A 25,713-nucleotide genomic window follows, 5' to 3' on the forward strand; every position below is an offset into this window, starting at 1 on the left:
TCAGGCTTGCTGCAGCACGCCGCGGAAGGCCGGATCCTCCATCGCGCGGCCGGTGCCGATCGCGACGCAGGTCAGCGGATCCTCGGCCACCGTGACCGGCAGGCCGGTCGCGTCGCGCAGCAGTTCGTCAAGCTCGGCGATCAGCGCGCCGCCGCCGGTCAGGACGATACCCTGGTCGACGATGTCGGCGGCGAGTTCGGGCGCCGTGTTCTCGAGCGCGATGCGCACGCCCTCGACGATCGTACCGATCGGTTCGGACAAGGCCTCTGCGATCTGCGCCTGGTTGATCGAGATTTCCTTGGGCACCCCGTTGACGAGGTCGCGGCCCTTGATGTGGATCGTCAGCCCGACGCCGTCGGCGGGGATGCGCGCGATCCCGAAATCCTTCTTGATCCGCTCGGCGGTCGCTTCGCCGATCAGCAGATTATGGTGTCGGCGGACATAGGAGACGATCGCTTCGTCCATCTTGTCGCCGCCCGCGCGGACCGAAGTGGTGTAGGCGAGGCCGCGGAGCGACAGCACCGCGACTTCGGTCGTGCCGCCGCCGATGTCGACGACCATCGATCCGATCGGTTCGGTGACCGGCATGTCGGCGCCGATCGCGGCCGCCATCGGTTCCTCGATCAGCCACACTTCGCTCGCGCCCGCGTTCGAGGCAGCGTCGCGGATCGCGCGGCGTTCGACGCTGGTCGAGCCCGAGGGGACGCAGATCACGATTTCGGGGCTGCGGAACGCGTTGGGCTTGCCGCCATGGACCTTGGTGATGAAATGCTTGATCATCTGCTCGGCGACGTCGATGTCGGCGATGACGCCGTCGCGCAGCGGGCGGATCGCCTCGATGCTGTCGGGGGTCTTGCCCATCATCAGCTTTGCGTCGTCGCCGACCGCCTTCACGCGTTTGATGCCGTTCAGCGTCTCGACCGCGACCACCGAAGGCTCGTTGAGGACGATGCCCTTGCCGCGCACATAGACGACCGTGTTCGCGGTGCCGAGGTCGATTGCCATGTCTTGGGAGTTGAATTTAAGCCAGCGAGAAAAGAAGGACATCGATACTGCTTCCTGTCATCGAAGCCGCGTCCCTGACGGACACGCCCCTGTCGTGATTTCACCCGCGCGCCCCGGGGCCGGCGACAGCTACAATCAGGGGGAGATTCCGGCTCGTCCTTTTGGGGTGGCTGGACAAAATGATCAGGGCTGTGCGGGTGGGTCGCGATTTGCGTCCGACTGCGCTACGAGAGGCCCCATGTCAATACGTCGCCTGCCGGAAACGCTCGTAAATCGGATCGCAGCCGGTGAAGTGGTCGAAAGACCCGCCGCAGCGCTGAAAGAACTGGTTGAAAACGCCATCGACGCGCGCGCGACTCGCATTTCGGTGCGAATCGTCGAGGGCGGGATTTCGCGGCTGGAGGTCGAAGATGACGGCTGCGGGATGACTCCATCCGACATGGCGCTCGCGCTCGAACGCCATGCGACGTCGAAACTCCCCGACGATGCGATCGAGGATGTGACGACGCTGGGATTCCGCGGCGAGGCGCTGCCTTCGATTGCCAGCGTCGCGCGGCTGACCCTCGAAAGCAGGGTCGCGGGCGGCGACGGCTGGAAGCGTGTCGTCGACAATGGCGCGCTTGCGGCGGAGGGGCCGGCGGCACTGGCGAAGGGCACCCGCGTCCTCGTCGAGGATCTGTTCGCGCGCGTCCCCGCGCGGCGTAAGTTTCTGCGCAGCGGCCGCAGCGAATATGCCGCCTGCCTCGACGTAGTGCGGCGGCTTGCGATGGCGCGGCCCGACATCGCGTTCGTCGTCGAGCATGACGGGCGCCGTGTCCTCGACGTCCAGGGCGGGCAGGACCGGCTCGCGCGCGTCGCGGCGCTGACCCAGCGCGAGCTGGCCGCGAACAGCATCGGCGTCGATCTCGACCGCGGCGAGGTGCATCTAGGCGGCGTGATCAGCCTGCCGACCTACAATCGCGGCATCGCCGATCATCAATATCTGTTCGTCAACGGCCGCCCGGTGAAGGACCGGCTGCTCGTCGGCGCGCTGCGCGGCGCCTATGCCGACCTGCTCGCGCGCGACCGCCATCCGGTCGTCGCGCTGTTCCTCGACGTGCCGACGAGCGAGGTCGACGTCAACGTTCACCCAGCGAAGACCGAAGTGCGCTTCCGCGACCCGCAGCTTGTCCGCGGCATGATCGTCGGGGGCTTGCGCCGCGCGCTCGACGAGCACGGCTTCCGCAGCGTCCAGCGCCCGGCCGAGGCAGCGCTGGCGGCGTGGCAGCAGGAGCCGGTGCCGCCGCCCGAGCCCGCGACCGGCTTCCTCTTCGGCCGCCGCACCGAGCCCGCAGTGCATCTTTTCGGCACCGACACGCCACCGGCGAACGAGGCGGTCGCGCGCGTCTATGACCGGCTCGTTCCCTTCGCGAGCGCATCTGCGCCGCTCGCGGGCCGCGCCGAGGTCGCCGAAATGGCGCCGCCCGAGGCCGACGAGCACCCGCTCGGCATCGCGCGTGGCCAGATCGCGAAAACCTATATCGTCGCGGAGGCCGAGGACGGTCTCGTCATCGTCGACCAGCACGCGGCGCACGAACGGCTCGTGCTCGAACAATTGCGGCGCGGGATGAGCGGGCAGGCGGTGCCGTCGCAGGGCCTGCTGCTGCCCGAGGTCGTCGAACTCGACGAGCCCGCGTGCGACCGACTCGAAGCCGCGGCGCCGCAGCTTGCCGCGCTCGGCGTCGAACTCGAACGCTTCGGTCCCGCCGCGGTGATGGTGCGCGCGACCCCGGCGATGCTGGGGGCGATCGACTGCCACAAGCTCGTCACCGACATCGCCGACGACCTCGCGGGCTACGACGCCGCGCTCGGCCTTTCGGAAAAGCTCGAACTGGTCGCGGCGACGATGGCCTGCCACGGCTCGGTGCGCGCGGGGCGGACGCTGAATGTCGCCGAGATGAATGCCCTGCTCCGGCAGATGGAGGTGACGCCGCACTCGGGCCAGTGTAACCATGGTCGTCCGACGTGGGTAAAATTACAAATGGCGGATGTTGAGCGGCTGTTCGGCCGAAAATGAATGGGTTAAGGCATCGATATTATAATCGATTACCGTCGATAGCTCGGACGGCCATGGTTGATGACTATTAACGACCGGGAGCGGCCATAGCTTATCTCGTCACCCCGGACTTGATCCGGGGTCCATTCCTCTCAGCGCCGCGTGAATGGATTCCGGATCAAGTCCGGGATGACGAGAGACTGAAAGTCGCACGCAGCATCTCTCATCCTCGTCATTCCCGCGAAAGCGGGAACCCAGAGTGGGTTGGAGCCGACGCACGCTCTGGGTTCCCGCTTTCGCGGGAATGACGAAAATTAGGAAGGGGCCGCTCCCCACCCCAAAGCTGTCGTTCTCACTTCAGTTTGGCGGAAAAGCTGGCCCCTCTTATGGGGTTAACTTTGGTCAAGCTCGCGATGGACGATGTCGAGTGGCTGTTTGGAAGAAAATAGGTCACCTAGATGGTGATGTGCAGGAAGGCGATCCTGCCATCCTCGATCGCGAAGATATGGCGCAGATCGACTTCACCACCGGGAAAATTGCCCACGAGATGGCATATAACCACGATCTTGCCATTCTCCTCGGTCATCGCGACGGGTGTGCTGGTATAGCTGTATTTCCTTGAGGTTTCGGCCTTCCACGCGATGATTTCGCTCTTGCCGCGATGCGTTTTCCCTTCGTCTTTGACGACGGCTTCGCCGGTGAAGCATGCGGCGACCGCGGCCGCGTCAGCGCGGTCGGCGGCGAAATAGGCAGCGATGGGGCGGGGCAGATCGATGGACATGGGGGCTCCTTGGATTGCTTCGCCGCCAAGATGTTTCTAAACTGTGAAAATCGCAAGAACGCACGAAAAAGTAAGGTACTTACCCATGAGTAAGATAGGGCATACGGCGATGACAGCCGCCGATGGTGTCGAACAGGCGTTCCGGATGCTGGAAGGGCGCTGGAAGCTGGTAATCCTGTTTCATCTGTTCGGTGGTCCTCTGAGGCGCTTTTCGGACCTCGAACGGGCAATTCCCGGCATATCGCAAAAGATGCTGATCCAGCAGTTGCGCCAGATGGAAAGCGACGGCATCGTGCGCCGGATCGTGCACCATCAGGTGCCGCCCAAGGTCGAATATGGCGTGACCGAATGGGGACAGGCATTATGTCCCGCGCTCGACGCCATGCTAAGCTGGGCCGAGGCTCGGTCGGGCCACGCGGAGGAGTGATGGAATGAAACTCGGAATATTCCTTGCCGCCGGTCTTTTTGCCCTTGAGGCGAATGCGGGCGCTGCCGCCGCGCCGGCCAAACCGGTACAGGCCTGTCCCGCAAACCCGGTGCTCCCGCCCGAGCTTTCCGACTGGTCGCGCGCGGCGGCGAGCAAGACCATCTATGCCTATGGCGAACCGCGTGAGGCGAGTTGGCCGTCGCTCGGCGCGGCGCGGACGAGGCTGGAACTGCACAGGTTCGAGAGTCTGCGCTATGCCTCCCCCCCGGAACGCAAGCCCGACCCCTTCAAATATGGCGGCATGGTGCCGATCGAGATCAAGACGCCCGGGCGGCTGGTCGTCGCGCTCGGCGCGGGGGCGTGGATCGACCTCGTCCGCGACGGGGCTTTCGTGAAATCGGTCGCGCACGGCCACGGCCCGGACTGTTCGGGCATCCGCAAGATGGTCGAGTTCGACGTCGAACCGGGCCGCTATCTGCTTCAGATTTCGAGCGCGCCCGCCGCCTCGATCGACGCGATGGCGATCCTGCGCGATTGATTCGCATCAGGAAATCTCCAAATTCCTCCGTCATCCCCGCCTTCTCGGGCACACCTTTACTATAACTCGCTGGAAGTCGCCATTTGAACCTTTGAGCTTCCGAGAACACGTCAGGTCTGCGCCTGATCCAAGTCATAGCAGACGCGGGACGACTGCCCAAAACCGGCTGTCGGCAAATTAAAGCGTTGCCGCCCAATAGTCCGATTGAAGCGTCAGCGACATAACTACGGCCGACGTTATAATGCGCCGCCTAAGCTTAGGCGGCGTTGCTGCCCGTAATGCTCGCGATGTGGCTCACCGGATTATAACTGAACGTCTGGGCCAGGTTTTGCGTCGTCGACGCGTGACTGAGATCGCTGGTTGATCGCAGCCACTGGCCCGCGTCATAACAAAGCTCAGTACCCTGCCGATGCCGATCGACACGTTCGCGCGGCGGCCGAACGAATCGTAAGCATCAAGCGGCGAGCATCACGACGCCGCTGGCCGCGCTATTCTCGCGCATCCTGTTCATATGCCGACGATGTCATAGTCGTAGTTGACTGTCAGGACGCCTCCCGGTTAGCTCATCGTAAGCCGGCGGCCCGCGGTATCATAAGTGTAACCGATCATGCCCTGAGCGCAGCTCTGGCTAGTCAGGCGCCCGAACGTTCTGGACAAACCCCATGCTATAATTTCCCTGAGGGGCGCCCGTTGCGCGGCTCTGCACGAATCTTGAAATCGTCCGATTCTCGGGCTACAAGGTGACCGCGTCGAGGTGCATCAAATGACAGAACAATCTGGAAAAAGTCGCTCGGTCGAACGGAAACTTGCCAAGTTTTTGACATCCTTTGTCGTCCTGCTCGGGATCGCAATTTTCTTTGGGTACTCGGCCGGGAAAGATAGGGCTATGCGTGACAACGCTCACGAAGCGGCACTCGCAGATCGCTAGAGAATCAATCAATTTCGAGAGGCGGCTCCCACCAATTGACCGTCCCATTGCTGACCGTCATATTGCTACCGAGGGACGGTGAGCGAAAAAAACTCCAGTGTATTTCCATCCGGGTCAGTAAACCTGAAAAAGCTGAACGGCCCTTCCGTGGTTACCCGGCCATCTTCAATCCGTCCTGGAGCCAACGTGTTAACGTGCGCAAACGCCGCATTTATGTCGACTACGCGGATATATGGCCGCACACTACCGCCCGCTGGCGTTCCCGGAGCGAAGGTGGCACGATCCACAATGCCGAACAATCCACCCGCAACGTCGAACCCGACAAGCGCGGGCGTCCGCACCTGCGGGTCTTTCATGAACAAGAGCTCGTAGAAGGCAACTGATCGATCAACGTCGGCGACGAGCACATAAACTCCGAAGCGTTTTGCATCAACGGCTTGCGGCTGCGCGGCTGCGGGTAATGCAATTCCAGCTGTAGCGACGAGTGCGGCAATCAATGCCTTGCGAATGCCCATTTGCGATCTCCTGCTAAACTTATCCTGGGCGCTAACACAGCCATGCTGACAGCATGGTGTCAGCATGGTACGATCAATGTAACCACTATGAGACGCGCGCCTCGCCTATTCGAAATTATACAGGTTCTGCGCCGCGCGCATGGCCCTGTTTCGGCCGAGGCTATCGCTCGCGAATTGGAAGTCTCGAAACGCACGATCTATCGCGATGTGGCGGCTCTTGCTGCCCGAAATGTTCCGATTACGGGTGAGGCCGGGATCGGATATGTGCTCGGACGGGGTTTCGACATGCCGCCGCTAATGCTGACCGAAAACGAGATCGATGCCTTCGTCCTTGGCGCCCACTGGGTTGCCAGTCGCGGCGAGCCAGAGTTGGCCGCTGCTGCCCTAAGTCTGCTGGCGAAGATCGAGACGGTTGTTCCGGAACATCTGCGCGCTTTTGTGCTCGATCCCACCACAAGTGTGGCCCCGGTGGCGGTTGGCCCGGAAACCGCGAGCGCAAATGCGTTACGCGCTGCAATCCGCTCGCGGCGAAAACTGAGCATCGTTTATCGGGGCAACGATGGTCATACGACGCAACGCGTGGTGTGGCCTGTTCTCCTCGGTTACCGGGACGCTGGGCGTATTCTGGCGGCCTGGTGCGAGCTGCGGCAGGCTTTTCGCTACTTTCGGACCGACCGCCTTCTGGTCACCGAAGTGATGGGTGAACGGGTACCAGAGCGAATTTCTGAGCTCCGCAAAAAATGGAAAGCGGCAATGGACGTTGAACGCTCGCGCTATTTAAACCCTAAGTACCTGATCTGAAATTAGGTGGATTTATAACAGTTAGTTAGATTGACGCTAGATTTTTATTTCCCGTGTTTGGTGGTGTAAGATATCATCATCACAGCGGAACCAACTATCGGACAGGTTCTACACGACAAGGCCGAAACCACACATGCTGTTCGAGGCGAGCTTCAGCGATCGCAAGTTCCGGTCGCGCAGCACGCGAAGCGATACAGGATCAGCCGATTGCCGAAGGCGGATCGTGAAAAGCCGAAGGAGTTCAAAAAATCTGAGATCGGCTACTTCCACATCGACATCGCGGAATTGCGCTACGAAGGCAGCAAAGGCTTCCTCTATATGGCGGTGGACCGCACTTCAAAGCTGGTGTTTGCCTGCATCTAACGGCGGGTGACCACGCTCGCCGCGACAGCCTTCCTGCGCGTGCTGATCAAGACGGCTCCTTGCAGAATCCACATGATCGTCACCGACAACGGCGTGCAGCTCGTTCAGCGTGACAAAGGCGGTGCGATGGGAGGGATCGGCCATATCTTCGGACGTGCCTGCGAGCAGAACGGCGTTGAGGACCGGCTCACAAGCCCCATCATCCGTGGACCAACGGCCAGACCGAACGGACGGTGCGCACATCAAGGTGGCCACCGTCATATCCTTCCATTACACGTCCAACAACGAACTGCGCCGTCATGTCCGCGACTGGCTAGTCACCTATAACTTCGCAAAGCAGTTGAAGTCCCTGCGCCTAAAAGCACCCTTTGAATCCATCGAAGAGCTCTGGAAATCCAAGCCAGATATCTTAGATCTGAAACCACACCATCACACGCAGGGACTAAACACCTAGTTACAATCATGCTATATACGGCCAAGCAACTGGACGGCGTTTCGTTACGACGGAGAAATTGGCGGTGCGCAAAATCTCGTTGTTGCTTGCATTCATCTTTGGCACATTGGGTCTGGTAGGTGGTTCCGTCGCGACGAGGAAGCCACAAACCGCGTCGGCTCAGCCGAGCGCCCCAGCAAACCACCAAAAGAAGGATCATCGATGGATCTCCGGCGTTTGGCAGCCCCCGGCGGGTCTTAAGCAAATCCCGATCTGGCCACAGGGCGCGCCCGATATGGAAGGCGTACCGCGTCGATCCGAAAGGATCGAAATCGCCCAAACGCCAGACGCGCTCGAGGGAAGAACTTCCGAGGCGGCTTGGGACGTTACCTCGCCGACGATGACTATTTTTCCGCCGAAGGGAGGGAACACCGGTGCCGCGATCATTGTGTTTCCGGGTGGCGGGTTCAAGGCCGTCGTCGTCACCAAGCAAGGCACGGAGATATGTGGTTGGATAGCTTCGAAAGGTATTACCTGCATCTTGTCCAAATATCGCGTCCCTAAAAGCAATCATCACTGGGATAGCGAATGCAAATGTGCCGTGACACCTAAGGTTCTCCGCGCGCTTCAGGACGCCCAAAGGACGATCCGGCTGGTACGGGCGAAGGCAAAGGAGTTAGCTATCGATCCGAAAAGAATTGGTGTTATGGGCTTCTCGGCGGGCGGCTATCTTGTCGCGCAAACCAGCAATATTTTCCAACCGGTCTACAAACCTATCGATGCGATCGACAACATAAGCAGCCGTCCCGACTTCGCCATTGCATTTTATCCCGGTCATCTGTGTCGCTCGGACGCCACGCTGGATCCCGGGATACGGGTAACGAAGAATACGCCGCCGACCTTCCTTCTCCAAGCTTGGGACGATCCGGTCGACGATATCTGCAATAGCACGCTCTATGCCCGTGCTCTGGACGGCGCAGGCGTGCCAACGGAAGTCCACCTATTCGCCAAGGGTGGACATGCCTTCGGTTTGCGGAAATCGGAGCACCCGGTCGTTGCAGCGTGGCCGCCACTTGTCGAGAATTGGCTCGCAGAAATCGGCGCAATAGAGCGCTGATTCTGGCGTAGCGACGCGAGATTCATCTCCTACGAACCGCTGGCTGGCCCACGAACCATGGCGCCACTATCCTGTTCAACGGCCGAACGACTGGCGTCCCGCCCCAGCGGCAGCGATCGGTGTTAGAAAATCAAGCCCTCCGCATACACTTGGCCGAAATCCCCGACTTTCTATTCTGATCAATTGGTGCTGGCCTCGGGTCAGTACCAACGTAACCGTGTCCTGAAGGCCGCCTTGCGGGAAGCTGCTGCGGGATGCTGATAGCCGCTCTTTGCGAGGAGCGGTGATGAGCGAGGATATCGGAGCGTCGGGAGCGAGTGCTCTTGTGACCGGTCATATGAGTGATCGTATGAGCGGTCGGATTGCGGTCGTGGGCGGGCGTCGCCGTTGGTCGGTAGATCAGAAGCTGGCGATCCTGCGCGAAGCGTTCGGGCCCGACGGCTCGGTCTCGGCGACGTGCCAGCGGCACGCGGTCGGCAGCGGGCTGCTCTATACGTGGCGCCGACAGGCCCTGGCTGGCGATCTGACGGGAGCGAAGCGCACGCCGGCACCCTCGTTCGCCGAGGTGGAGGTGTCCGTTCCGGCCCCGGCGACGGCAGGCAGCGGCCAGATCGGGATCGAGCTGCCGTCAGGCGTGCGGCTCACCGTCGACGCGGCGGTCGATGCCGATGCGCTGGCACGGGTGATGTCCGTCCTTGCCCGATGATCCCGTTACCGCCGACGACACGGATATATCTGGCCTGCGGCGCCACCGATATGCGCAAGGGGTTCGACGGCCTCGCGGTGCTAGTGCAGCAGGTGCTGGAGAAGAGTCCGCACTCGGGCGCGCTGTTCGCGTTCCGCGGCAAGCGCGGCGATCTGGTCAAGCTGCTCTGGTATGATGGCCAGGGCCTGTGCCTCTTCTCGAAGCGCATGGACCGTGGCCGGTTCGTCTGGCCGATCACCAAGGCGGGCAAGGTCAGCCTCACCGCGGCGCAGCTTTCGATGCTGCTCGAAGGCATTGACTGGCGGCGTCCCGAACGCACCGCGGCGCCCTTGCTCGCAGGGTAAAAAGTGGCGGATTAGTGAGGGTTTTACTGGCATCGCGGAGCCACTTTTGCTAGATGTTCCGCGTGTCGGAACCAGCCTCTTCCAGCATCGACAAGGACGCCCGGATCGCCGAGCTCGAAGCCGCTTTGGCGGCGCGCGATACGCTGATCGACACCCTCCGCCACCAGCTCGCGCAGCTTCGCCGCATGACCTTCGGCCAGTCCTCGGAGAAGCTCGCGCTCCAGATCGAGCAGCTCGAGCTTGCCCTCGAAGAGCTTGAAGGCGAAGCCGAGGTCGCCGACAGCCGAACGAGTGAGCGGGCACCCGCCGAGCGACCCTCACCGGTGCGCGCATTGCCCGACCATCTGCCGCGCGCCGAACGGCGGATCGAGCCCGAGGCCGGCAGCTGCACCTGCCCCGATTGCGGCGGCGCGCTGCGCCCGCTGGGCGACGACAGCGACGAGCAGCTCGACATTGCACCGGTCCAGTGGCGCGTCATCCGCACCGTGCGGCCCAAGTATAGCTGCCGCGCCTGCGACAAGATCGTCCAGGCACCGGCGCCGGCGAAGGCGATCGCCCGCGGCAAGGCCAGCTTTGCGACGCTCGCCCATGTCGTCGTGAACAAGTTCGATCACCATCTGCCCCTCTATCGCCAGGCAGAGATGATGGCGGCGCAGGGCATCGACATCGATCGTTCGACCCTCGCCGGCTGGGCGGGCCAGGCCGCGCATCTGCTCGATCCCATCGTGAGCCGCATCCGCGAGGAAGGACTGAAGGCCGCCAAGCTCCACACCGACGACACGCCGGTGCCGATGCTCGTGCCCGGCAAGGGCCGCACCGCGCAGGCGCGGCTCTGGGCCTATGTCGTCGATGGTCGCGCATCGGGCGCCGCAACCCCGGCGCTCGCCTGGTATCGGTTCACCCCCGATCGCAGCGGCATCCATCCGCAGAGCGAGCTGGGGTCATTCACCGGCCTTCTCCAGGCAGACGGCTATGCCGGATATGACAAGCTCTACCAGGAGGGCCGCATCCAAGAGGTCGCCTGCTGGGCGCACTTCCGCCGCAAGATCTTCGAGTGCCACCAGACGAGCCCGACCCCGCTCACCACGGACCTGCTTGACCGTATCGCCGGGCTTTACCGGATCGAAGAGGAGGTCCGCGGTCAGCCGCCCGATGTCCGGCGCCGACACCGGCAAGAGCAAGCAATGCCACAGATCGACGCGCTTCGCGGCGCGATCGACAACGCCCTGCGCCGCCTGTCGCCCAAGTCGGCGATGGCGAGGGCGCTCGCCTATGGCCGCAAGCGCTGGGATGCGCTGACCCGCTACATCGGCGAGGGCATCGCGGAGATCGACAACAATATCGCCGAGCGCGCGATCCGGTCCATTGCCATCGGCCGCAAGAACTGGCTGTTCGCCGGGTCGAAGGCTGGCGGCGAACGCGCCGCCGCCATTTACTCCGTCATCGAGACCGCCAAGCTCAACGGGGTCGAGCCGCAGGCCTATATCGCCGACGTCATTGAGAAGATCGCCTCAGGCTGGCCCGCCTCCCGCTGGGACGAGCTCATGCCGTGGAACTGGCGGTCCGAGCAGCAGCAGATCGCCCAGGCCGCGTAGCTGCGGCCTTCAGGACACGCTTACGTACCAACTGCGCGATTGAGACTTGAGGCGACTTTGCCTGCCTTGAGGAGGCTATGCGCTACGAGATGTCGATGTTTCGGCCCCTGTTGCCGGCGCCGATAAGCCGCTACCGGCCAATATTGGTATTAAAATGGTATTGCAGGTTTCCTTCAAGTGCATTACAAGTGGCCAACTCGATCGAGAGCCGTAATGGGAAGGGGTTTGGGCATGAGAGGGACAAGTTCGAAAATACTCTATGGCAGCTGCGCGGTCCTTGGACTGGCGGCGGCCACGACACCGGCCAGTGCTTTGGCGCAGGATGCGCCAGTCGCGGCAGAGGATGACGGTGCGATCATCGTTACCGGATCCAGGATCAAAAGCGCCGGCCTGTCGTCCACCAGCCCGATCAGTACGCTGGAGGGTGAGCAGATCCAACTGCAACGCGCCGTCACCATAGAAGACATTTCGGTCAAGATCCCGCAACTTGCCGGCGGTGTAAATTCGACATCGGTCGGTAGCGACGCCTTTGGTGCCCAGACCTTGGATCTGCGTAATCTCGGGCAGAACCGAACGCTGGTCCTGATCAACGGGACCCGGGCGCTGCCGTTCAGCTTTCGCAACGCCGTCGATGTCAATTCGATACCAGCACCGCTTCTGAAGCGCGTTGACGTACTTACCGGCGGTGCAGCAGCGGTTTACGGCGCCGATGCGGTCGCAGGCGTGGTCAATTTCATCATCAACGACGATTTCGAAGGGCTGCAGGCAAACATCAACTACCGCGCGGTCGCCGGTGGCGGATCGCAGAAGAGCGGCCATCTGATGGGCGGCATTAAGCTGGGCGATCGCGGCAGCATCGTCGGTTATGTGGAATATACCGATCGCGACCCGCTGCTTGCCGGCAACCGCCGTTTTGCGAGAAAGGGCGCGGCCACGTTGCCGATCGGCGGCAATTTTACCGACGTCGCAAGCGGGCGTACGTTTTCCTATGATGCGAATGGCGTTTTCACGCTGACACCGCAATCTACGGATTATACGCCGCTGTTTCTGCTTGCGCAGCCGCTCCGCCGTTTCAACGCCGATGCCTTCTTCAAATATGAGCTGTTTGACGGGGTCGAAACCTACGGCCGGGTCATGTATTCAAAGGTTGAAACGCAAGGCGGCACGCGCTCGGGCCAGAATCCGCCCACGACCGGCACCGCAGGCGTCAATGTCCAGATTTCCGAGACCAATCCCTTCCTCGATCCGCAAGCGCGTGCGCAACTCACGTTCGTGAACGGCTTTGCTAACGTCAATGTCCGCCGTTCGCTGGGCGAACTGGGACCGACATTTGCCGAGAACGAGCGGGATAATATCCAGGCCCAGATTGGATTGCGCGGCGAGATCACGCCGGCCATCAGCTGGGACGCCTATTATCAATATGGCAGGTCCAAGGAGTCGATCACGGTCAAAGGGGACGGCCTGAAGGCGAGTTTCGCGGGTCTCGTGAACACCACCGATATTTTCGGCCCTGGCGGCGATTTCACCAGCGTCCTGCGCGATTTCGACTTTGGTGATCGCAAGCGCACCCAGCAGGTCGCTTCGGCCTATATTGCAGGCGACACGAGCGATTTTTTCGGCGGTTGGGCGGGGCCGGTCGGATTTACCGTCGGCTATGAGTTCCGCAAAGAAACCGGGCGTTTTGCCTATGGCTCCGATCTGGGGACGTCGTTCAATCAGGGCGCCGAATCCGCGCCACCGATCCCGCCGTTCGTCAAGGTCAACGAGGTGTTCGGCGAACTGGTCGTACCGTTGCTGTCCAACGTTCCACTGATCCAGCAACTGAATATCGAAGGTGCCTATCGGAAGTCCTGGTATGCAAAGTCCGTGGGGCCCGATCGCAGCTATGATACCAACAAGCTGGGCATCAACTGGACCGTGAGCGATGATCTGCGCTTGCGGGCCACCCGCCAGACGGTCATTCGCGACGCCAATATCGGCGAGTTTGCCAACCCGGTATTTTCGATCCCCTTCGCAAATCTGCGTACCGTTCCCCGGTTATTCCCGCGTTATGCGGGCGATCCGTGCGTCGGCGCGACGAGTGCCGCGACCATCACGCAATGTACCGCGCAGGGGTATCGCGCGGCCTATGACGCGAACAATCCGGCGAATCTTACCGGTGGTTATTTCTTTGGCGGCAATGCGAATATCGCGGCGGAACGAGGCAAGACCTATACCGTGGGGGGGATATTCACGCCGAGTTTCATCCCCGGCCTCAGCCTCTCTGTTGATTGGTACAAAATCAGCATCCGTGATGCCGTCGGCCAGATCCAGCCGATCGATGCGATCACAAGCTGTTATGTAACCGACCCCCGCGCCGACAACCCATTATGCGCAGCGGTCACGCGCGATCCGGTGACAGGTTTCATCAAGGACGCGTTCGTCGACGACAGGAATCTAGCGTCGATCAAGCAAGAAGGTGTCGACGTCGATTTCAAATATGACTTCGATGTCCCGTTCGGCCTGCCGGGCGACAATTGGAGCCTTGGCTACCAAGGCAGCTTCGTGACCGACTACACGATTCAGCGCAATGCGGTGCTCACACCGGTCGATTGCAAAGCCCGTTATGGCGCGCCATGCTCATCTGATTTGGTGACGCTGGTCGTGCCCGATTACCGTCACAGGGCCACCTTCACCTGGGACAGCGAGCCGCTGACCGTTCAATTCGGCTGGAAACGGATCGGATCGGTCAAAGACAGCACGGCGGGCAGCGTGGGCAAAATCGCTGCGTTCGATTATTTCGATCTGAACATCGCGCTTCGCCCACCGATCGAAGGGCTTTCGCTCACATTCGGCATCGACAATATTTTTGCCAAAAAACCGCCCCTTGCGGTCAATCCGGGAGCCTTCAATACATTCCCCGACACCTATGACGTGCTGGGCAGAACCTTCGGCTTTTCGCTGACCATCCGCAGATAAGCTATCGGGGGAGGACCGAACGATCGGTTCGCTCTTCCCCGATCCTCCCCCGAAACCTTCATTCATCATGACATTCGCCTTGCTGGCATTTACGCTGCCGAGAATGGGGAGATTTGGCGAATGACGCCATTGCAGTTCACGGCGCTGGATTGGGGCATATTGGCTGGTTACGTCGGCATACTTGCGGCCGCCGGCTATTTTTCGACCCGGCGCAACATGCAGAATGCTGACGATTATTTCCTCGCCAGCCATCACGCGCCGACCTGGCTGGTGGCGGTGTCGGTGTTGTCGACCGTCCAATCGGCCGCCACCTTCCTTGGCGTGCCTGACAATAGTTTTCGGGGCAACTACACCTATCTTACCAGCACAATCGGCGCGTTGCTCGCCGCTTGGTTCGTTGCCAAAGTGCTCATTCCCAGATTTTATGCGATCGGCGCCACAACCGTTTATGAACTGCTCGAGCAGCGTTTCGACATAAGGGCACGCCGGGCGGCGGGGGCGATGTATCTTGTGGGGCGGATTTTCGCGAGTGGGGCCAGACTTTATCTGGCGGCCATAGCCGTCTCCATGATCATGTTTCTCGATGTCGAGCCCGAGCACATCGTGATTGCGTCGTTCACGCTGCTCATATTCGGCCTCGCCTTCACCTTCATGGGCGGACTGAATTCCGTTATATGGAGCGATCTGGTGCAGGTGGTTCTCTATGTCGGGGCGGCCGTCATGGTGCTGGTCTTTCTGCTGATCAAGATACCGGTCCCGCTACCGGAAATAGTCGATAGTCTGACTATGTCGCCGTCTGGGGACAAGACGCAGGTGATTGACTGGTCCTTCAACTTGACCGCGCCTTTCTCAATATTTGCTGCTGTTACCGGACTCGTGCTTCTGAATATTGGCAATTCGGGTCTCGACCAGGACACAACGCAGCGCCTGCTCGCCTGCGACAACGCCAAACATGGCAGCCGCGCCCTTTATGCGTCGGTTTGGGCCTCCATCCCGGTCATTCTCCTGTTTCTGATCATCGGTTCCCTGCTGCACATATTTTACGAGCGGCCCGATCTGATGGGCTTCGCTGGAAATGAGGTGGTTCAGACGTTTCAGGGCGAGAAGATCACGGTCTTTATGCATTTCATACTAAGCGAGATCCCGCCGGGACTCCGGGGCCTGGTGACGGTGGGCGTCATTGCGGCGGCGGCGATAAATTCGGGGCTGATCTCGATGGCCGCGGTGCTGATCAACGATTTCTACCGGCCGTGGAAAGAACGGCGCGGCGCCTATGGCGAAAAACACTTCATCTTTGCTGGGCGCGTGACGACGGTGTTGCTGGGGCTGTCGCTGTTTGCGATGTCGATCCTATGCTATTATTGGCAGCGCTACAGCAGTTTGCCGCTATTGGAATTCGTGCTGGGAGTCATGGCCTTCGCATATTCAGGATTGCTCGGGGTTTATTTTACGGCTTTGTTCACAAAGCGCGGATCGTCGACCTCTGTCATCGCCGCGCTGATTGCAGGCTTTCTCACTATCGTCGCTTTTCAGGGATATGTTGTCGATACGCTGGGCTTGCCCGCCGCGATGAAAACAATCGCATTCCCTTGGCAGCTGTGCGTCGGGAGTGCCATCGCGACGGTCGTGTGCCTGATGGGCTCTCAACCGAAATCCGCCACGCCGAGTATTGCGCATGCCTAACACCGAAAGCCTCAACCCGCGATTTGCGGACATCGATAGCTGGCCGACCACCGAAGCCGTTGAAGCCATGCTCGAAGGGCAAATGTCGGCCATTGCCTCGTTGAAGAGCCAGACCCGGCAGATAGCCGCGGCCGCAGAGGCAGCGGCCGTGCGGCTGCAGAAGGGCGGCCGACTAGTCTATGTGGGCGCCGGAACCTCGGGACGGGTTGCGGTTCAGGATGGCGTCGAACTGGGGCCGACCTTCGGATGGCCAGCCGAGCGCCTGCTATATTTGATGGCCGGCGGGATCGACGCGCTGGTGGACAGTGCCGAAGGCGCGGAAGACGACGCCGACGATGCCAGGTCCAGGATCAGGGAATCGGCTATCAACGCTGACGATGTCTTGATCGGCGTCGCGGCCAGTGGCCGTACGCCCTTTACCATCGCGGCGTTGACCGCCGCCAAGGAAGCGGGTGCACTGACGATTGCCATCGCCAACAACGCAGGAACCGAACTGCTTCATGCAGCGCAGCATGATTTATTGGCTGCGACAGGCAGCGAAGCCATTGCCGGATCAACGCGAATGAAGGCGGGAACGGCGCAAAAGGCCATCCTCAACCTTCTGTCCACTGCAATCATGCTGCGGCTTGGCCGCGTGTATCGCGGGCTGATGGTGGATATGGTCATTTCCAACGAAAAGCTGCTCAACAGGGCATTCGGCATTGTCAGAGCCTTGAGCAATTGCAGCGAGGCTGTTGCCATCGAGGCCGTGCATCTGGCCGGTAATGATATCAAGACGGCGGTGCTGATCGCCTTGGGAAAAGACCCGGCGGCGGCAGCGGCGCTGCTGCGCGACCATGGCGGCATATTACGCGATGCGGTCGAAGCCGTGAACGGCAGCGCGTCGTGAATTTAGTCTCGGCGGATAGCAGCGAACACAGCAATTCGCCGATCTACATGAAGCTTGCCCACCGCTTGCGGCAGCAGATCGAGGATGGCCTGATCGGTGCAGGCGAAGCCCTGCCCTCCGAACGTGATCTTTGCAAGATCATGGGCGCGTCGCGAGTCACGGTGCGCAAGGCGATCGAGTTGCTGATCGAAGAAGGGTTGCTGTCGAGACGCCAAGGGTCCGGAACCTATGTGACGCCGCGCATTCAGGCTCCAGGCTCGTTTCTGAGCAGTTTCAGCGAAGATGCCGAAGCCCGCGGTGAAGCGACGGACACGATCTGGATCATGAAAGTGGTCGGTTCGGCGACCGAAGAGGAGGCGCGGATTCTGGAGTTGCCGGATGGCGCTGATGTGGCGCGGCTGAGCCGTGTTCGGATGGCGGGAGGCGAACCGTTGGCCATCGAGAATGCGGTGGTTCCTGCCGAAATGCTGTCCGATATCAAACATTTGGGCAATTCGCTTTATCTAGCGCTCGACCAGCGCGGCAACCGGCCGGTAACCGGCAAGCAGAAGATCCGCGCGGCGCTGGCAGGGTCAACCGAAGCCAGCCTGTTGTCCATTCCGGAAAATACCGAAATCCTGCGGATCGAGCGGCTCACGCGAAGAGCCGATGGACGGCCCGTGGAATTCACCCGTTCAGCCTATCGCGGCGAACGGTATGAATTTGTGAGCGAACTGCGCGGGCCGTTCGTGCTTTTGTGAACAAGGCTGCCACCGATCGCGATCCATCGCTCGACAGCTTTCGCGGCATCGACGTGCTGTTGATGATATTGGTGAACGTCCAGGGGGATGGAGCGGCCGCCTTCGCCCCGCTCCGGCACGCGGAGTGGAACGGCCTGACATTTGCCGACCTGGTATTTCCGATATTCCTGCTGATCGTCGGGCTGTCGGCGCCGCTGGCGCTCGACAAGCCAGGGCGTGTTTTCCGCTGGACCGCAATTGGCCGCAGGGCAGTTCTGCTGTTCATGATCGGCGTCGCCCTGAGCTGGCTGATCAGGCCAACGCTCGATCCGGATCTCATTCGGTGGACGGGCGTCTTGCAGCGTATCGCGATCGTCTATCTGATTTGCGCCGCGGTGATATTCGTAAGGCGAAGTGCCCTTCTGCCTATGCTTGTCGCCGTGTCGCTGCTCCTTTTCCACGCGTGGATGCTGCTGAACGTGGGCACCCCGCTCGGCGCGCCGCCCGGCATGGAACCCGGCGAAGGGATCAGCGGATGGCTCGATCAAAACCTTATCCCGGGGCGGGTCTTGAGAGAAAGCTGGGATCCTGAAGGCGTGTTATCGACGCTGCCCGCGGCGGCCAATGGCCTGATTGGCGTGGCGGTGATGCGCTGGGTCAAAGGTAACAAGGTTTCTAACGCGCGGCTGGCGCTGGCTGGCTTGATCCTGCTGGTCGCAGGACTGGCGTTGACGCCTGCGTTGCCGCTGAACAAGAATTTGTGGACCGCCAGTTTCGCACTGGTCACTTGCGGCATCGGGATCCTGGTCTGGGCATGGCTTAAATCGATTTGGTCCAGCATTGGCGAGACCAAGATTGCGCTTTGGACCGTAACCCTCGGTCAGGCCGCCCTGACGCTCTATGTCGTGCACACCTTGCTGATTGCGATCATTGTCCGCGAGCTGCCCGGCGGCGCGACGATATGGGAGGTGACATATCAGGGCCTCGCCCGCATCGGATTGCCGGCGTCGGTCACATCGCTGCTCTACGCCATCATTGCGGCGGCTATGTCCTGTGCGATTCTTCCATGGCTGAAGCGGCGCAGATGGGTGCTCAAGGTTTAGTGCCTGTCCAGGAATATCTTGCCCGGGTTGAACAAGCCCGTCGGGTCCAACGTATCCTTGATCCGCCGCATCGTAGCAACGCTCTCGGCGCCGTGCTCGCGTTGCATCGCCTGCCGTTTGCCCAGCCCGATGCCATGCTCGCCGGTGCAGGTGCCGCCCACCGACAGGGCGTGGTCGATCATGGCGTCATTGATGATGCGCGCCTTGTCCCAGCTGGCGGCATCGTCGGCCCGCAATATGAAGAAGATATGGAAATTGCCGTCGCCGACATGACCCAGGATCGGCGCAAAGAGGCCCGACGCTTCGATCGCGGTTTTGGCGCGGGTGATGGCATCGCTCAACTGGCTGATCGGAACGCAGACATCGGTAATCCAAGCGACGGCTCCAGGTACCATATTTTTGGCAGCCCAAAGCGCCTGATGACGCGCTTTCCATAGGGCATTGCGGTCTTCGGTCGCGGTTGCAAACCGAAGCTGGCCGCCGCCATTGCCCTCGCCCAATAGCCGGACCAGCGACAACTGATCGGCCACCCCGGCTTCCGAGCCATGAAATTCGAGGAACAGCATCGGCTTTTCCGGCAGCCCCAAAGCGCTTTGCCGGTTGCAGGCCCGGATTGCTGCCTCGTCGAGCAACTCCATCCGCGCGATCGGCACGCCCGACTGGATGGTCGCGATGACGGTGTCGACCGCCCCCTCGACCGTGCCAAAGTCCCATGTTGCGGCGAGGATTCTGTCTGGCTGGCCGTGCAGCCGCAAACTGGCTTCGACAATCAGGCCAAGCGTCCCCTCGGAACCTGTGAACAGATGCGTCAGGTCATATCCCGAGGCGGACTTGCGCGCACGTGTTCCCGTCGAAACAAGGCTGCCGTCGGCTGTCACCACCTTCAGCCCAAGAATATTCTCGCGCATGCTGCCATAGCGGACGGTGGTCGTTCCCGAGGCGCGCGTCGAAATCATTCCGCCGAGCGAGGCATTGGCACCGGGATCGACGGGAAAAAACAGCCCGGTGGCCCGGATATCTTCGTTCAACTGTTCGCGCGTCACGCCCGGCTCGACGACGCTTAAAAGATCGGCGGCACTGACCTCCAGGATGCGGTTCATGCGGCTGAAATCGACACAAAGACTGTTGGCATGGGTAGTCGCGGCATTGCCCTCGAGCGATGTTCCGGCGCCATAGGCGACGATTGACCATTGTTCTTCGGCAGCTCTATTCACGAGCAGCTGGACGTCTTCAACCGTCTCTGGCTGAACGACCAGGGACGGCGGTTGATGGGCGTGATACCCTTCGCTCTGCGCATATTGCGCCCGCGCCGATGGCGCGGTGACAAGGCGTGAACCGAACCGGTCGGCAAGCGAGTTTGCAAGGCTGTCCATATTGTCTCCGTGGACCTGATAGCAGTCTTGCGCCCGCGCGTAAATTGGTATTATATAGGTATTATATGAAGGATCCGTCCCAAACATTGATGTACCGCGAAGCATCGCAAGCCAGCGAAGTTGCGGCCCTGCAATATGCCTTGAACGCGTCGATGATCTGCGACCTCGCGCAAAGGCTGCGCGCTCTCAACCCGCAGATCATCTTCACATGCGCGCGCGGCAGTTCCGATCACGCGGCGACTTATGCCAAATATCTGATCGAGACGCGGCTTCGGATTCCCGTCGTGTCGCAGGCTCCATCGATCAGCTCCATTCATGGCGCGCCGCTGCTTCATATGAAAAATCAGCCGTTCATCGTCATTTCGCAATCGGGCAAAAGCCCCGATCTCCTGTTGTCGGCAGAGGCGGCGCGAAAAGCCGGGGCGCTGGTCATCGCTTTGGTGAACGATATTGAATCGCCGCTCGCCGATCTCGCCGAAATCGTCGTGCCCTTGCATGCCGGACCCGAGACAAGCGTCGCTGCGACCAAAAGTTACATCGCGACCCTGTGTGCATTGGCGCACCTCGTTGGCGAATGGGCCGCGGCCAGAGAAACACAGGACGCCGTAAAAATGCTTCCCAACCTGTTGAGCGCGGCGTGGGCGGCCGACTGGACGGCCGGGGTCGAGATGTTCAGCTCAGCCCAGAGCATGTTCGTCCTCGGCCGTGGCCTGACGCTCGGCATTGCGCAGGAGGCTGCGCTCAAGTTCAAGGAAACCAGCGGAATTCATGCCGAAGCGTTCAGCATGGCCGAGGTCATGCATGGCCCGATGGCACTGGTAAAGGCGGGCTTTCCGCTGCTGATATTTCCGCCGGCCGACAAAGCCGCCGTGGGATTGGAGCCCATTGTCCAGCAGTTCCTCGGCCGCGACGCCCGAATAGCGGTGGCGGGCCGGCAATTTGATCGGGCTGTATCGCTCGGGCTTCCCGAGCAACACGACAGCGTCACCGCTCCGATCGCGATGGTGCAGAGCTTTTACGCCATGGTGAATACCATATCCGTGCAGCGAGGCTATGATCCCGATCGCCCGCCGCTGCTGCAAAAGGTGACCGAGACAATATGACCAAGACCGCATTGGTGGGCGCGCGCATATTTGCGGGCGACACATGGTATGACGAGCACGCGCTGGTCATGAGCGACGGCCGGATTGAAATGCTGCAGGCCGCCGATGCCTTGCCGCACACTATGCCGGTGCAGACGCTGGAGGGCGGCGTTCTTCTGCCCGGCTTTGTCGATACGCAGGTGAATGGCGGCGGCGGTGTCCTGTTCAACGACGCGCCGACCGTGGACGGCATAATCTCGATCGCCAAGGCGCATCGAAAATTTGGAACGACCGCGATGCTTCCGACGCTGATCAGCGATGATCTTGACGTCATCGCCAAGGCGATATGTGCCGTCGATGACGCTATTCAGGCGGGCGTTCCGGGTATCGTGGGAATTCATATCGAAGGCCCGTTTCTTAATCCCCGCAAGCATGGCATTCACGATGCCGGAAAATTCCGGTCCCTGAATGCCGACACCGTCGTGCTTTTGTCTTCGCTTAAATATGGCCGAACGCTGGTCACGCTGGCGCCCGAACTCGCGCCCGAAGGTGCCATCGCTGCGCTTGTAAAAGGCGGCGTCGTTGTCGCTGCCGGGCATACATTGGCGTCCTATGACGACATGCAGCGGGCGATCGGCGAGGGGCTGTCGGGCGTCACCCATTTGTTCAACGCGATGACGCAGATGGAAAGCCGGGCGCCGGGGGTCGTGGGGGCGAGCTTGGACAGCGATCTGGTCTGCGGTATCATTGCCGACGGACATCATGTCCATCCGGCATCGCTGCGCGCGGCGTATCGCGCCAAGGGCAGCGAGGGACTGATGCTCGTCACCGACGCCATGCCGACGGTCGGTTCCGACATTATGCACTTCACGGTTGGGGGCACCGACGTGACGGCGAGTAAAGGAATGCTGCGATCGAATGACGGCACGCTCGCGGGCTCAGATCTCGATATGGCCCAGGCGCTGCGAAACTGCGTGCAGTTGATGCGCGCCGACCTGGGGTCGGCTTCGCACATGGCGAGTACAACCCCTGCGGAATTCATCGGCATCGGAAACGCATATGGCCGGATAGCGGCAGGCTATCGGGCCGACCTGGTCCATCTGGACGACGCGCTGAACATCCAGAATGTCTGGATCGCCGGCGACATAGCATGATGCCGGAACTGGGCATTATCGAAGGCTATTTTGGTCGGGCGTGGAGCTGGGCAGACCGCAGCCAAGTGATCGACCGACTTGCACCGGTCGGCTATGCTTTCTTCCATTATGCACCCAAGATTGACGGCAAATTGCGCCGCGACTGGCGCCAATTGCATGATGACGCGGAGACGCAAAATCTGCGGCAATTCGCCCGGCATTGTGCAAGCCGCCAGATGCGGTCGGGTATCGGACTGACGCCTTATGGCGCGCATGTCGATTTTGACCGGAAGACCCGGCAAGAGTTAAAAGCGAAGATCGCCCATCTCGATACGATCGGCATCGACGATCTGGTGATATTGTTTGATGACATGCGCGGCGATTTTTCCGACCTTGCCGAGCGACAGGCCGAAATAATCGATTGCGCGATAGGGTGCAGCAAAGCATCGCGCGTTTTCATGTGTCCGAGCTATTATTCCGACGATCCGCTGCTCGACCGCGTGTTCGGACAACGACCCGAATCCTATCTGGAAAAGCTCGGCAAGCTGCTGGACCCTTCGATTTCGGTCTACTGGACCGGCGAGGAAGTATGCTCGCGCGAATTAAGCATCGGTCATTTGGTCAGCGTCGCCGAACGCCTCGGCCGCAAACCGTCCCTTTGGGACAATTATCCCGTTAATGACGGACCGCGCATGTCGAACCATCTGCATTTGCGGTCATTCACGGGTCGTCCAGCAGCAATTGGGCCATATTTGGCGCATCATACCATCAATCCCGCGTCGCAGCCGATCCTGAACTGCATCCCGGCGCTGACCTTGCCGTCCTGCTATGCCAAGGGCGACGCTTATTGCTACGCCTCCGAATTCCTGGACGCAGCGACCCGCATCGGCGGCGCCGAATTCGCCGTGATGCTGCAGCGCGATCTCCATGCACTGGAGGATCGCGGGCGGTTGGGGATCGCCGACGAGGCTGCGCAATTTTGCCGGACATATGGGGCCATCGACAACCCGGCCGCGCGCGAGATCGTCGACTGGCTAAGCGGCGGTTATGCCATCACGGGCGAGATGCTCCGGACCCAATAGGACGGCCCGCCAGGATCAGGGCTCCATCGAGCGCATCGCCCAAGGCCTCATGCAATTGCGCGACGATCCGTACGCGCAACCAGGGCTTCATCCGCTCGGCAAGTCCGCCCATCAGAACGCATCGCGGCGCGCCGCGCGATATGATGGTTTCGATAAACCGTTCGACGTGCAGCGCGGCATCGCGGACGATCGACAAGGCGATTTCATCGCCAAGGTCCGCATAGTCCATGACCAGCGGCGCAAAGCTGGCGTAATCGCCTGGTGCCGCATCGTCCATCCAGGCGATCACTCGCGGAATCGCATGGTCGAATTGCTTGGTGACGGCCTGGCTCAACGGCGACGGCCTGGTCCGTCCGTCGAGCGCCCGCAACGCGTGCCGGATGGCACTAAGGCCAAGTGCCGCGCCGCTCCCTTCGTCGGATATCGGAAAGCCATAGCCGCCGATGCTGAAGCTGTCTTCGCCCCGTTTGACCAAGCCGACGCTGCCGGTTCCGATAATCAAAATCGCGCCATCACCTCCCATATGCGCGCCAAAATTGGCAATCATGGCGTCGCTGGTGAACTGGACGTTGGCGAATGGAAAGGTCAGCGCCTGAATCTTCGGTTTCATGCCCATGCGGGTGATGCCGGCGATGCCCATTCCGCAGCGAATTTTGCCGGTATCGTCCGCGCTTAGTCCAGCCGCCTGGATGGCCTGCATCGATACATCGAGCAGCGTGGCGTGGAGCGCATCGAGGCCAATGCGGGTATTGGCTGGTCCTGCATGACCCGATCCCAGAATTTTGCCGTGCTCATCGGTCAACCTGGATTTGCTCGAGGTGCCGCCGGCATCGACTCCAAGAAATAACGTCATGCCGGGATTTTTCCAGCAGCCATCCGGTCGGGCCTTGTCAAAACGCCCCCGGACATGGGTTCAGCAACGCCTGTGGTGCCGGGATATGTTATCGGCAGGCCGTGGAGACAGCGATACGCCAGATAGGCAAATCCCTGCGCTTCGATCGCGTCGCCGTCCCAGCCCAGATCGTCCGTAAGCACCGTCGGGATTCCGGAATATTTCTCGATCATCTTGAGCATCGTATCGTTCTTGCGTCCTCCGCCACAGACAATCAAGCGTTGTGGTCTGGCAGGAAATTGCTGGAAGCCCAAGGCGACGGCTTTGGCAGAAAATGCGGTCAAGGTGGCAGCGCCGTCCGGCGCCGACAGGTCTGCTACCGGGTTTAGGTTGAAGTCTTTACGGTCCAGTGACTTGGGCGCTGGCGCAGTAAAGAACGGATGGTCCAGCATCGCGAGCAATGCACTTTCGTCGATCGTGCCATTGGCTGCGAATTCACCACCTACGTCGAACGGATAGTTTGTTTTTTGACCCATCCAGTCATCGATCAACGCGTTCGCCATTCCACAATCAAACGCAACCAGCGCGCCGTCGGTGCCGATGAAGGTGAGGTTTGCTACGCCGCCAAGATTGAGCACCGCCACGGGCTGCGACGCATCTGAAAACAGCGCGCGGTGAAAGACGGGAATGAGAGGCGCGCCTTGGCCGCCGAACATGACATCGAAGTGGCGCATGTTCGACATTACCGGGATGTTCAGCCGGTTCGCCAAAAACTCCGGCTGACCGATCTGCCAGGTCCAGCCCAGATCAGCGCGGTGCGCGATCGTATGGCCGTGAAGCCCGATCACCGCGACCTCATTGGCTGGTACACCGGCTGTTTCAAGCAAAGTTTCGACGGCAGCAAGATGGCGCTGATCCAGCAAATTTTCGCAATCGTCTATGGACTGGCTGGGTACACGCTGCGGATGTGCCATGGCCAAATCGCAGGCATCCGCAATGACGGCTTTCAGATCATCGGGGTAGGGCTCAAACTGAAACGCCACCGCATCGACCGAATTGAGACCGTCGGTTTTGATCAGCGCAGCGTCAACCCCGTCGCGCGAGGTTCCCGACATAAGTCCTACAACAAATTTTATCGCCATATGCCCATCCAAGATTGGTATTGGATTGGTATATATTAATTGAAGGCTTTGGTCTAGGCTAATGTCGGACCACAATGCCGCCACTCAATCCTCCGGTGGCCAGCAAAGCGCATTTGCCGCCGGATTGCA

The 25,713-nt window shown here is 60.8% G+C and carries 22 protein-coding genes and 1 pseudogene; 17 read left to right on the forward strand and 6 right to left on the reverse strand.

Translation table 11 applies throughout. The annotated features are described in order from the left end of the window. A complete protein-coding gene (locus NP825_RS06335) occupies positions 1 to 1,047 on the reverse strand; it encodes a rod shape-determining protein (protein WP_093508848.1) in 1,047 nt (348 codons plus the stop codon). Between the two features lie 196 nt (positions 1,048 to 1,243). Here NP825_RS06335 and mutL point away from each other — a divergent pair, with 196 nt between their 5' ends. Further along, the gene (gene mutL, locus NP825_RS06340; RefSeq protein ID WP_257549519.1) at positions 1,244 to 3,061 is read left to right on the forward strand and encodes a DNA mismatch repair endonuclease MutL; all 1,818 of its coding nucleotides are present in this window, start codon (positions 1,244 to 1,246) and stop codon (positions 3,059 to 3,061) included. Positions 3,062 to 3,494: 433 nt separating this feature from the next. Here the strand turns inward: mutL and NP825_RS06345 are convergent, their stop codons facing one another. Continuing rightward, positions 3,495 to 3,821 carry a nuclear transport factor 2 family protein gene (locus NP825_RS06345; RefSeq protein ID WP_257549521.1) on the reverse strand — a complete coding sequence of 109 codons (327 nt, stop codon included), beginning with the start codon at positions 3,819 to 3,821 and terminating at the stop codon, positions 3,495 to 3,497. An 85-nt stretch (positions 3,822 to 3,906) separates the two neighbouring features. On the opposite strand from NP825_RS06345, the gene NP825_RS06350 reads away from it, so the two are divergent. Together NP825_RS06350 and NP825_RS06355 are read left to right on the forward strand one after the other, a co-directional pair. After that, complete coding sequence (locus tag NP825_RS06350) at positions 3,907 to 4,248, forward strand: helix-turn-helix domain-containing protein (protein WP_257549523.1); 342 nt, start codon at positions 3,907 to 3,909, stop codon at positions 4,246 to 4,248. 4 nt (positions 4,249 to 4,252) lie between these two features. Beyond that, positions 4,253 to 4,786, forward strand: coding sequence for a homogentisate 1,2-dioxygenase (locus tag NP825_RS06355; RefSeq protein WP_257549525.1), 534 nt, complete (start codon positions 4,253 to 4,255; stop codon positions 4,784 to 4,786). 993 nt (positions 4,787 to 5,779) lie between these two features. Here the strand turns inward: NP825_RS06355 and NP825_RS06360 are convergent. Next, on the reverse strand, positions 5,780 to 6,229 hold the full coding sequence (locus NP825_RS06360) for a VOC family protein (RefSeq protein ID WP_257549527.1): 450 nt from the start codon (positions 6,227 to 6,229) through the stop codon (positions 5,780 to 5,782). A 42-nt stretch (positions 6,230 to 6,271) separates the two neighbouring features. Here NP825_RS06360 and NP825_RS06365 point away from each other — a divergent pair, with 42 nt between their 5' ends. The 11 genes and pseudogenes from NP825_RS06365 (at position 6,272) to NP825_RS06415 (ending at position 18,940) form a co-directional block, all read left to right on the forward strand. After that, positions 6,272 to 7,030: a YafY family protein gene (locus NP825_RS06365; protein WP_257549530.1), complete on the forward strand. Its 759-nt coding sequence runs from the start codon at positions 6,272 to 6,274 to the stop codon at positions 7,028 to 7,030. Between the two features lie 96 nt (positions 7,031 to 7,126). Then, positions 7,127 to 7,847: pseudogene (locus tag NP825_RS06370) on the forward strand (integrase core domain-containing protein). Positions 7,848 to 7,911: 64 nt separating this feature from the next. Beyond that, entirely contained in the window at positions 7,912 to 8,943 is a 1,032-nt protein-coding gene (locus NP825_RS06375) for an alpha/beta hydrolase (RefSeq protein ID WP_257551315.1), read from the forward strand. A 286-nt stretch (positions 8,944 to 9,229) separates the two neighbouring features. Further along, a complete protein-coding gene (locus NP825_RS06380; protein ID WP_082665348.1) occupies positions 9,230 to 9,649 on the forward strand; it encodes a transposase in 420 nt (139 codons plus the stop codon). After that, positions 9,646 to 9,993 (forward strand): IS66 family insertion sequence element accessory protein TnpB, encoded by a 348-nt coding sequence (gene tnpB, locus NP825_RS06385; RefSeq protein ID WP_006963110.1) that lies wholly within the window; start codon positions 9,646 to 9,648, stop codon positions 9,991 to 9,993. The genes NP825_RS06380 and tnpB overlap by 4 nt, the downstream gene beginning before the upstream one ends. A gap of 53 nt (positions 9,994 to 10,046) precedes the next feature. Beyond that, complete coding sequence (locus NP825_RS06390; protein ID WP_257549535.1) at positions 10,047 to 11,588, forward strand: IS66 family transposase; 1,542 nt, start codon at positions 10,047 to 10,049, stop codon at positions 11,586 to 11,588. Positions 11,589 to 11,819: 231 nt separating this feature from the next. After that, positions 11,820 to 14,546 (forward strand): TonB-dependent receptor plug domain-containing protein, encoded by a 2,727-nt coding sequence (locus NP825_RS06395; protein ID WP_257549537.1) that lies wholly within the window; start codon positions 11,820 to 11,822, stop codon positions 14,544 to 14,546. A gap of 120 nt (positions 14,547 to 14,666) precedes the next feature. Further along, complete coding sequence (locus tag NP825_RS06400; protein ID WP_257549539.1) at positions 14,667 to 16,229, forward strand: sodium:solute symporter; 1,563 nt, start codon at positions 14,667 to 14,669, stop codon at positions 16,227 to 16,229. Then, positions 16,222 to 17,118: an N-acetylmuramic acid 6-phosphate etherase gene (locus tag NP825_RS06405; RefSeq protein ID WP_257549541.1), complete on the forward strand. Its 897-nt coding sequence runs from the start codon at positions 16,222 to 16,224 to the stop codon at positions 17,116 to 17,118. Before NP825_RS06400 ends, NP825_RS06405 begins: the two co-directional genes overlap by 8 nt. Next, entirely contained in the window at positions 17,115 to 17,858 is a 744-nt protein-coding gene (locus tag NP825_RS06410; RefSeq protein WP_257549543.1) for a GntR family transcriptional regulator, read from the forward strand. Before NP825_RS06405 ends, NP825_RS06410 begins: the two co-directional genes overlap by 4 nt. Continuing rightward, positions 17,855 to 18,940 carry an acyltransferase family protein gene (locus NP825_RS06415; RefSeq protein WP_257549545.1) on the forward strand — a complete coding sequence of 362 codons (1,086 nt, stop codon included), beginning with the start codon at positions 17,855 to 17,857 and terminating at the stop codon, positions 18,938 to 18,940. Before NP825_RS06410 ends, NP825_RS06415 begins: the two co-directional genes overlap by 4 nt. Here the strand turns inward: NP825_RS06415 and NP825_RS06420 are convergent. Beyond that, positions 18,937 to 20,313 (reverse strand): FAD-binding oxidoreductase, encoded by a 1,377-nt coding sequence (locus tag NP825_RS06420; RefSeq protein WP_257549547.1) that lies wholly within the window; start codon positions 20,311 to 20,313, stop codon positions 18,937 to 18,939. The genes NP825_RS06415 and NP825_RS06420 overlap by 4 nt on opposite strands. A gap of 65 nt (positions 20,314 to 20,378) precedes the next feature. On the opposite strand from NP825_RS06420, the gene NP825_RS06425 reads away from it, so the two are divergent. Genes NP825_RS06425 through NP825_RS06435 form a run of 3 tightly spaced genes read left to right on the forward strand, consistent with a single transcriptional unit; the run spans position 20,379 to position 23,610 of the window. After that, positions 20,379 to 21,416, forward strand: a complete 1,038-nt coding sequence (locus NP825_RS06425) for an SIS domain-containing protein (protein ID WP_257549550.1) — start codon at positions 20,379 to 20,381, stop codon at positions 21,414 to 21,416. Next, a complete protein-coding gene (gene nagA / locus NP825_RS06430) occupies positions 21,413 to 22,549 on the forward strand; it encodes an N-acetylglucosamine-6-phosphate deacetylase (protein WP_257549552.1) in 1,137 nt (378 codons plus the stop codon). The genes NP825_RS06425 and nagA overlap by 4 nt, the downstream gene beginning before the upstream one ends. Next, complete coding sequence (locus tag NP825_RS06435; RefSeq protein ID WP_257549554.1) at positions 22,546 to 23,610, forward strand: protein O-GlcNAcase; 1,065 nt, start codon at positions 22,546 to 22,548, stop codon at positions 23,608 to 23,610. The genes nagA and NP825_RS06435 overlap by 4 nt, the downstream gene beginning before the upstream one ends. On the opposite strand, the gene NP825_RS06440 is transcribed toward NP825_RS06435, so the two are convergent. Both NP825_RS06440 and NP825_RS06445 read right to left on the reverse strand, forming a co-directional pair. Beyond that, the gene (locus NP825_RS06440; protein ID WP_257549556.1) at positions 23,582 to 24,463 is read right to left on the reverse strand and encodes a BadF/BadG/BcrA/BcrD ATPase family protein; all 882 of its coding nucleotides are present in this window, start codon (positions 24,461 to 24,463) and stop codon (positions 23,582 to 23,584) included. The two genes, NP825_RS06435 and NP825_RS06440, sit on opposite strands and share 29 nt — an antisense overlap. Then, entirely contained in the window at positions 24,460 to 25,584 is a 1,125-nt protein-coding gene (locus NP825_RS06445; protein WP_257549558.1) for an anhydro-N-acetylmuramic acid kinase, read from the reverse strand. The genes NP825_RS06440 and NP825_RS06445 overlap by 4 nt, the downstream gene beginning before the upstream one ends. Between the last annotated feature and the right edge of the window lie 129 nt (positions 25,585 to 25,713).

This window comes from Sphingopyxis sp. DBS4 (assembly GCF_024628865.1).
Lineage (GTDB): Bacteria > Pseudomonadota > Alphaproteobacteria > Sphingomonadales > Sphingomonadaceae > Sphingopyxis.

What these genes read in the sequence shown, in the direction of transcription:
- tnpB (WP_006963110.1), top strand. Translation starts at nt 9,646, where the DNA reads ATGATCCCGTTACCGCCGACGACACGGATATATCTGGCCTGCGGCGCC.
- NP825_RS06345 (WP_257549521.1), bottom strand. Translation starts at nt 3,821, where the DNA reads ATGTCCATCGATCTGCCCCGCCCCATCGCTGCCTATTTCGCCGCCGAC.
- nagA (WP_257549552.1), top strand. Translation starts at nt 21,413, where the DNA reads ATGACCAAGACCGCATTGGTGGGCGCGCGCATATTTGCGGGCGACACA.
- NP825_RS06395 (WP_257549537.1), top strand. Translation starts at nt 11,820, where the DNA reads ATGAGAGGGACAAGTTCGAAAATACTCTATGGCAGCTGCGCGGTCCTT.
- NP825_RS06360 (WP_257549527.1), bottom strand. Translation starts at nt 6,229, where the DNA reads ATGGGCATTCGCAAGGCATTGATTGCCGCACTCGTCGCTACAGCTGGA.
- NP825_RS06380 (WP_082665348.1), top strand. Translation starts at nt 9,230, where the DNA reads ATGAGCGAGGATATCGGAGCGTCGGGAGCGAGTGCTCTTGTGACCGGT.
- NP825_RS06365 (WP_257549530.1), top strand. Translation starts at nt 6,272, where the DNA reads ATGCTGACAGCATGGTGTCAGCATGGTACGATCAATGTAACCACTATG.
- NP825_RS06425 (WP_257549550.1), top strand. Translation starts at nt 20,379, where the DNA reads ATGAAGGATCCGTCCCAAACATTGATGTACCGCGAAGCATCGCAAGCC.
- NP825_RS06390 (WP_257549535.1), top strand. Translation starts at nt 10,047, where the DNA reads ATGTTCCGCGTGTCGGAACCAGCCTCTTCCAGCATCGACAAGGACGCC.
- NP825_RS06355 (WP_257549525.1), top strand. Translation starts at nt 4,253, where the DNA reads ATGAAACTCGGAATATTCCTTGCCGCCGGTCTTTTTGCCCTTGAGGCG.
- NP825_RS06435 (WP_257549554.1), top strand. Translation starts at nt 22,546, where the DNA reads ATGATGCCGGAACTGGGCATTATCGAAGGCTATTTTGGTCGGGCGTGG.
- NP825_RS06420 (WP_257549547.1), bottom strand. Translation starts at nt 20,313, where the DNA reads ATGGACAGCCTTGCAAACTCGCTTGCCGACCGGTTCGGTTCACGCCTT.
- mutL (WP_257549519.1), top strand. Translation starts at nt 1,244, where the DNA reads ATGTCAATACGTCGCCTGCCGGAAACGCTCGTAAATCGGATCGCAGCC.
- NP825_RS06400 (WP_257549539.1), top strand. Translation starts at nt 14,667, where the DNA reads ATGACGCCATTGCAGTTCACGGCGCTGGATTGGGGCATATTGGCTGGT.
- NP825_RS06445 (WP_257549558.1), bottom strand. Translation starts at nt 25,584, where the DNA reads ATGGCGATAAAATTTGTTGTAGGACTTATGTCGGGAACCTCGCGCGAC.
- NP825_RS06440 (WP_257549556.1), bottom strand. Translation starts at nt 24,463, where the DNA reads ATGACGTTATTTCTTGGAGTCGATGCCGGCGGCACCTCGAGCAAATCC.
- NP825_RS06405 (WP_257549541.1), top strand. Translation starts at nt 16,222, where the DNA reads ATGCCTAACACCGAAAGCCTCAACCCGCGATTTGCGGACATCGATAGC.
- NP825_RS06350 (WP_257549523.1), top strand. Translation starts at nt 3,907, where the DNA reads ATGAGTAAGATAGGGCATACGGCGATGACAGCCGCCGATGGTGTCGAA.
- NP825_RS06335 (WP_093508848.1), bottom strand. Translation starts at nt 1,047, where the DNA reads ATGTCCTTCTTTTCTCGCTGGCTTAAATTCAACTCCCAAGACATGGCA.